Origin of the sequence: Streptomyces katrae (assembly GCF_000966975.1) — a bacterium.
Taxonomy (GTDB): Bacteria; Actinomycetota; Actinomycetes; order Streptomycetales; family Streptomycetaceae; genus Streptomyces; species Streptomyces katrae.
This window is the reverse complement of record NZ_JZWV01001171.1, coordinates 1-6,205: the sequence shown is the minus strand read 5'-3', so window position 1 is coordinate 6,205 and position 6,205 is coordinate 1. Positions and strand designations below refer to the sequence as shown.

Sequence of the window (6,205 nt, the reverse complement as noted above, 5' to 3'; positions counted from 1 at the left end):
CTGCTGGCCCTGCGGGAGGCGGGCGGCTGGTCCGGGCTCGGCGACCAGCGGGCGTGCGAGGAGGCGCTGACCCGGGCGCACACCGAGTTCGCACGGGGGGCGTGCGCGGCCGACCCGGAGTGGATGTCCTTCTTCGGCGAGGCCGAGCTGGAGTCCCTGGAGTCCCGCTGCTGGGCGGCGCTCGGGGAGCACGCCCGCGCCGCCCGGCACGCCCGCCGCGCCGCCGACCTCCAGGACCCGCACTTCGCCCGCAACGTGGCCCTCTACACCGCCGAGCTCGCCGACGACCTGGCCCGCGCCGGGGCGCCCGACGAGGCCGCCTGGGCGGGCGGGCGGGTGCTCGACCTGCTCACGGAGGTCCAGTCGACCCGGATCCGCTCCATGCTGGCGGGCACCGCCCGCACCCTGGTCCCGCACCAGCGCTCCCCGCGCGTCGGCGACTTCCTGGCCCGCCACGCCCAGGCCTGAGCCGTCGGCTACCCGTCCAGGTGCCCGGTGTCGTTCCAGCGTTCCAGGGCCGGCGCCCCGTACGCCCAGCCCAGGACCGACAGGGAGGTCGGGTCCAGGCGGATGCGGGCGCCGAAGGAGGCCTCGAAGCCCAGCCAGCGGGCGGCGAGGGTGCGCAGGACGTGCCCGTGCGCGAAGACCAGGACGTCCCGCTCGGCCGACCGGGCCCAGGCGACCACCTCGTCCGCGCGGGCCGCGATGTCGGCGACGGACTCACCCCCGGGCACCCCGTCGCGCCAGATCAGCCAGCCCGGCCGGACCGCCTGGATCTCCGCCGGGGTCATCCCCTCGTAGTCGCCGTAGTCCCACTCCATGAGGGTGTCCCAGGGCTCGGCCTGCGCGCCGAAACCCGCCAGGTCGCAGCTCTCGCTCGCCCGGACCAGCGGGCTGGTGCGCACCTCCAGGCCGCGCAGCGAGGCCCAGGGCTCACCGGCGAGCCGCTCGCCCAGCCGCTTCGCCCCCTGCCTGCCCTCTTCCAGCAGGGGCACGTCCGTGCGCCCGGTGTGCTTGCCGAGCAGGGACCATGCCGTCTGGCCGTGGCGGGCCAGCAGGATGCGGGGGGCCATCTGTGTTTCTCCCGGTCCGTGGTGGTTCGCCCTGGGATGCGCGAATCCGTCGTCCGTCCATCATCCATGACGTGAACATGGACGTCGGCCGGCTGCCCGCCCGCCCGCGCGCTGGGCACGGGCGCGGCATGGGCATGGGCGCGGGCATGGGCATGGGCGCGGGCATGGGCACGGACCTGGTCACGACGGCAAGAACCGGTCCGTTTCGGCCGTAGGTCCACGAATGTCAGTGGCGGATGGGACACTTCCGCCCGTGAGCTCCTACCCGCCCAGCGGCCCGCCCCAGACGACGACACTGCGGCAGCGGCTCGCCGACCTGCGCGGCCCCGCCGTGCCGCCCCGCCCGCTCGACGCCCGGGCGCTCGCCGCGCTCGCCGCGAACCCGGGGTGCGGCAGACGGGCGCTCCTCGACGGCGCCGGAGTGGACAAGACCGCCCTGGCCGCGGCCCTCGGCACACCGGCCGCTTTCGGCCAGTCCCAGTTCGCGATCGTCCGCGGGAACTCCTTCGAGGCCAAGGTCAAGGGCGACGGCGGAGCCGAACTGCTGCGCCTGGTGCACGCCCGCCTCGGCGCCGGGGCCGAGCCGCCCGGGTCGGACGCCCGGGTGCCCGACCTCACCGCCGCCGGACCCGAGGGCCGCGCCGCCCGGACCGCACTGGCCCTGCGGGAGGCCACCGCCGCGCGGACCTGGACCCTGCTGGACCATCCGATGCTGGCCCTGGAAGTGGCGGGCACCCCCGCCTACCTGGAGCCGGACGCCGTCGTCGTGCACCCCGACGGCCGCTGGACCGTCGTGGAGATCAAGTCGTTCCCGATGATCGACGGAGCCGCCGACGCCGCGAAGGTGGGCGCCGCCGCCCGGCAGGCCGCCGTGTACGTCCTGGCCCTGGAACAGACCGCCGCGAAGCTGTCCGGCGCCGAGGTCGGCCACCGGGTCCTGCTGGTCTGCCCCAAGGACTTCTCCAACCTGCCCACCGCCGAACCCGTCGACGTCCGCCGCGAACGCGCGGTCACCCGCCGCCAGCTGGACCGGCTGACCCGGATCGAGGACCTGGCCGCCGGCCTGCCCGAGGGGCTCTGCTTCGACCCCTCCCGCACCGCCGAGGAACTCACCGAGGCCGTCTCCGCGGTCTCCGCCGCCTACGCCCCCGAGTGCCTGGCCGCCTGCGAACTGGCCTTCCACTGCCGCGAACGCTCCCGCGCCGCCGGGGACCCCGCCGCGCTCGGCCGGTCCGTACGCGGCGAGCTGGGCGGGCTCGGCAGCATCGAGGAGGCCCTCGCGGCCGCCTCCGGCGCGGGCCCCGACGGCGACCCCACCGCGGAGGCACTGCACCAGGCCGCCCGGCTGCGCGCCGAGGCCCTGGAGCTCGCCGCCGCCCGACCCCCGTACCAGGCCCCGGAGACCCCCGAATGCCCCTGCTGAGCACCCTCGCCCGGCTGGAGGCGGTCCGCGCGGGCCACGCCCGGCCGCTGGCGACCGTACGCCACCGCCACCTGGGCGCCGAGCCGCTGGTCCTCGTACCCCTGACCACGGCCGGCGAGGCCGGGGCGCCGCTCGGGGCGATGCTGGGCACCGACCGGCACGAGCCGCGGATCCTCGTCATACCGCAGCCCCGCGACCGGGACCTGCGCTGGGAGTTCCTCGGCGAGCTGGCGCGGCTGCTGATGCCCCACATCGAGTCCTACGCGGACGCCGTCGAACCCGCCGAGCGGACCGAGACCGACCCGGAGACCGGCCGGAAGACCAAGGTCGAGGCCGAACTGTGCGTGGACGCCCCGCAGATCGTCGTGCCGAGCCGGGCCGGCATCGAGTACGTACGGCTGCTGGGCCGTTCGATGCGCTTCCGCCGGACCGCCGAGGAGGACCCCGAGAACCCGTACCCGGCGCCCTCCCAGGTCCCGCTGCTGGGCCGCTGGTTCACCCACCTGGCCGAACGCTCCCGGGTGCCCGGCTCCTCGATGCTGCTGGCCGCCACCGACCTGCTCTCCCGGCACTGGGCGACCGGCCAGAGCAACCTGGAGGACCAGCACCTGGGCTCCCTCCTGGCCTGGATCAGCCCGCCCGAGGGTGTCACGGGCGCCGAGTGGGCGCTGCGCATGGAGCTCGGCCGGGACCAGGACGGGCAGTTGCTGTGCCCGCCGGCCGGACCGGCCACCGACCCCGCCTTCGACAACCGGCTGCTGGCCCCGGCCATCGCGAAGTTCGACGCCGCGCGCGCCTCGGGCGGGCCCCGCGACGGGGACGCCGTACGGCTCGCCGAGCGGGCGGTCCGCAAGCTGGTCGTGTCCCAGATGGAGAACACCTGGTGGCAGACGTGGGAGGCGATCGACCTGCTGCGCACCCTGCCGCCGGGCGAGCGGACCGAGGAGCGCTGGACCCGCGACCGCTGGTCCTTCACCGGCCACCGCGACCGGGTCCGCGCGGGCGAACCGCCGCAGCCGCGCCGCGACGACGCGGTGACGGCGGCCCAGAAGCTCGCCACGCGGGAGACCGAGCAGGTACGCCTCGACGCCCAGGAGGCGCTGGACGACCCCCTCGTCATGGCGGGCCGGCGGTTCGCGGGCGAGGCCTTCGCCGGTGAGGTCACCGAGGTGGCGATGGAGTGGAGCGAGGGCAAGCGGCCCCGTCCGCGCCCGCTGCTGACGGTGGCCACCGAGGACCGGCCGCAGCTCGCGGACGAGGGCGGCGGCAAGGTGTTCCGCTCGCTGGACGGCCGCCAGCAGGCCTTCGAGTTCGTCCGCCGCGAGGAGGACGGCCAGCTGGTGCTGCGGGTCCTCGACAAGATGGGCGCGGGCCGGGAACCGGTGGCGGGCTCGGTGCCGGAGAAGGGCGACCGGGTGTGCTGGACCCTGTTCGAGCACGACGCGCGCGGCGGCCCGAAGCTGCCCGACCCGGAGAACACCCCGTGGACGCACGGCGGCCCGCCGGGATCCGCGACCGCCCCCGCCCTGGACGCCGTGACCGACGAGGACCTGCTGTGACCACCGCCTTCGACCCGGGCGCCGCCGCCGACCGGGCGACCGCCGCCATCCTCCACGACACTCTGCACGGCAGGGAGCGGGGCGTGGTCGTCGACTCCCCGCCCGGGGCCGGCAAGTCGACGCTGGTGGTGCGCGCGGCCCGGGAGCTGGCCGCCGCCGGGCGCCGGCTGATGGTGGTCGCGCAGACCAACGCGCAGGTGGACGACCTGGTGCTGCGGCTCGCCGCCAAGGACCCGGAGCTCAAGGTCGGCCGCCTGCACAGCAGCGACGCCGACGCCTACGACCCGGCGCTGCGCGAGCTGCCGTCGGTCACCCTCTCCGCCAGACCGGCCGACCTGGCGGAACTCCCCGTCACCATCTCCACGGCCGCGAAGTGGGCGTACGTGAAGGCGGAGCCCTGGGAGCACGCGATCGTCGACGAGGCGTACCAGATGCGCTCCGACGCGCTGCTGGCCGTGGCCGGGCTGTTCGAGCGGGCGCTGTTCGTGGGCGACCCGGGACAGCTGGACCCGTTCAGCGTGGTCGGCGCGGAGCAGTGGGCGGGGCTGTCCTACGACCCCTCCGCGTCGGCGGTGAGCACCCTCCTCGCCCACAACCCCCAACTGCCGCAGCACCGGCTCCCGGTGTCGTGGCGGCTCCCGGCGACGGCCGCGCCGCTGGTCTCGCGCGCCTTCTACCCGTACTCGCAGTTCCGCAGCGGCACCGGCCCGGGTGAACGGCGGCTCGCGTACGGGGTCGCCTCGGACGGCTCCGGCCCGGACCGGGTGCTGGACGAGGCGGCCGAGGCGGGCTGGGGCCTGCTGGAACTCCCCGCCCGGCACACCCCGCGCACCGACCCGGAGGCGGTCGGGGCGGTGGCCCTGGTGGTCCGCCGCGCACTGGACCGCGGGGCGGTCACCTCGGACGAGCAGTCCCCCGTCCCCGCGCCCCTGACCCCGTCCCGGATCGCGGTGGGCACCGCGCACCGCGACCAGGCGGCGGCGGTCCGCTCGGCCCTGGCGTCCCTGGGCGTCAGCGGGGTCACGGTGGACACCGCCAACCGCCTCCAGGGCCGCGAGTACGACCTCACGGTGGTCCTCCACCCGCTGTCGGGCCGCCCGGACGCGACCGCCTTCCACCTGGAGACGGGCCGCCTGTGCGTCCTGGCCTCCCGCCACCGGCACGCCTGCGTGGTGGTGGCCCGGGCGGGCATAGCGGAACTCCTGGACGACCACCCGTCCACGGAACCGGTCCGGCTGGGCGCGACGGCTGGGAGGCCAACCACTCGGTCCTCTCCCACCTGGCCGAACACCGCGTGGCCTGGCGGCCGTAGGGCTATCCCCAGCCGGGCGGGAGGAGGTCCCAGGATCCGCGGCCGAGCCACTCGGCGAAGGTGACCGGTTCTCCCCCGCCCCCGTGGTCGAGGGAGAGCCGGACGATGCGGTCACAGCTGGCGCGCCCGTCCCACCACACGGTCCCGGCCAGCGGACCGGTCACCACCAGGAGGGTGGCGAAGCCGCAGCCGTGTTCTTCCAGGAGCATGGCTCCCGCGGTCCGCCAGTCCTCGAACTCCTCGCATTCCGCGTCCCAGGCCTCCCAGGCCGCCCCGTAGGCGGCATCGTCCGGAAAGTCCGCGGCCAAGGGCTCTCGCGCGCACAGCGCGGCGTCGGCCTCCACGTAGGAGTCGGGGTGCGGGAAGGGGACGGCCAGCAGGTCGGACCGCAGGCGCCGGTCACCCGGCCACCGCCAGCCGGCCTCCGTCCGCACCACCCGGTAGGCGGCCCCGTCGGGGGCGTCGCGCAGGTAGGCGCGGTACTCGGCGGGGAACCGGACCCCGAGCTCGCGCTCGGCGTCGGCCACTTCGTCCTCGGTCATCCGGCGAGCCTACTTGCGGGTGGCGCCGAAGTTCCGGCGGAGGACTTCGCCGACCTCGGCGAAGGTGCGGAGCTGATCCGGTGTCAGCACGTCGATCAGGTGGCGGCGGACGGACTCGACGTGCCTCGGCGCGGCCGCGGTGATCGCGTCCACCCCCGAGGCGGTGAGGACCACTTCCGCGCCCCGGCCGTCGCAGGCGACCTCCTCGCGGCGCACCAGGCCGCGCTGTTCCATCCGGGTCAGCTGGTGGGAGAGCCGGCTGCGGGACCAGCTCATCAGGCCGGCGAGCGCGGTGA

At 76.0% G+C, this 6,205-nt stretch carries 7 protein-coding genes and 1 pseudogene; 5 read left to right on the top strand and 3 right to left on the bottom strand.

Annotation, left to right across the window (positions count from 1 at the left end; all coding sequences use genetic code 11):
* Positions 1-468, top strand: a 468-nt coding sequence (locus VR44_RS34345; RefSeq protein WP_045951561.1) for an NsdA family TPR-like regulatory protein, incomplete at its 5' end; no start/stop codon positions are given.
* A gap of 8 nt (positions 469-476) precedes the next feature.
* Here VR44_RS34345 and VR44_RS34340 read toward each other — a convergent pair.
* Positions 477-1,073: a histidine phosphatase family protein gene (locus VR44_RS34340; protein ID WP_045951560.1), complete on the bottom strand. Its 597-nt coding sequence runs from the start codon at positions 1,071-1,073 to the stop codon at positions 477-479.
* Between the two features lie 71 nt (positions 1,074-1,144).
* Here VR44_RS34340 and VR44_RS45535 point away from each other — a divergent pair, with 71 nt between their 5' ends.
* The 4 genes and pseudogenes from VR44_RS45535 (at position 1,145) to VR44_RS34325 (ending at position 5,367) form a co-directional block, all read left to right on the top strand.
* The gene (locus tag VR44_RS45535) at positions 1,145-1,288 is read left to right on the top strand and encodes a hypothetical protein (RefSeq protein ID WP_157880501.1); all 144 of its coding nucleotides are present in this window, start codon (positions 1,145-1,147) and stop codon (positions 1,286-1,288) included.
* An 8-nt stretch (positions 1,289-1,296) separates the two neighbouring features.
* Positions 1,297-2,496, top strand: coding sequence for a hypothetical protein (locus VR44_RS34335; protein ID WP_045951559.1), 1,200 nt, complete (start codon positions 1,297-1,299; stop codon positions 2,494-2,496).
* Positions 2,484-4,055 (top strand): hypothetical protein, encoded by a 1,572-nt coding sequence (locus VR44_RS34330; RefSeq protein ID WP_045951558.1) that lies wholly within the window; start codon positions 2,484-2,486, stop codon positions 4,053-4,055. Before VR44_RS34335 ends, VR44_RS34330 begins: the two co-directional genes overlap by 13 nt.
* Positions 4,052-5,367, top strand: a pseudogene (locus tag VR44_RS34325) (AAA domain-containing protein). The gene VR44_RS34330 and the pseudogene VR44_RS34325 overlap by 4 nt, the downstream one beginning before the upstream one ends.
* A 2-nt stretch (positions 5,368-5,369) precedes the next feature.
* On the opposite strand, the gene VR44_RS34320 reads toward VR44_RS34325, so the two are convergent.
* The gene (locus VR44_RS34320; RefSeq protein ID WP_045951557.1) at positions 5,370-5,909 is read right to left on the bottom strand and encodes an SMI1/KNR4 family protein; all 540 of its coding nucleotides are present in this window, start codon (positions 5,907-5,909) and stop codon (positions 5,370-5,372) included.
* A 9-nt stretch (positions 5,910-5,918) separates the two neighbouring features.
* Positions 5,919-6,205 (bottom strand): MarR family winged helix-turn-helix transcriptional regulator (locus VR44_RS34315; protein WP_045951556.1); only part of this gene is annotated, 287 nt, incomplete at its 5' end.

Bases quoted from the DNA above. Each gene is read 5' to 3' on its own strand.
- VR44_RS34340 (WP_045951560.1), bottom strand. From the start codon at position 1,073: ATGGCCCCCCGCATCCTGCTGGCCCGCCACGGCCAGACGGCATGGTCC.
- VR44_RS34320 (WP_045951557.1), bottom strand. From the start codon at position 5,909: ATGACCGAGGACGAAGTGGCCGACGCCGAGCGCGAGCTCGGGGTCCGG.
- VR44_RS34335 (WP_045951559.1), top strand. From the start codon at position 1,297: ATGTCAGTGGCGGATGGGACACTTCCGCCCGTGAGCTCCTACCCGCCC.
- VR44_RS34330 (WP_045951558.1), top strand. From the start codon at position 2,484: ATGCCCCTGCTGAGCACCCTCGCCCGGCTGGAGGCGGTCCGCGCGGGC.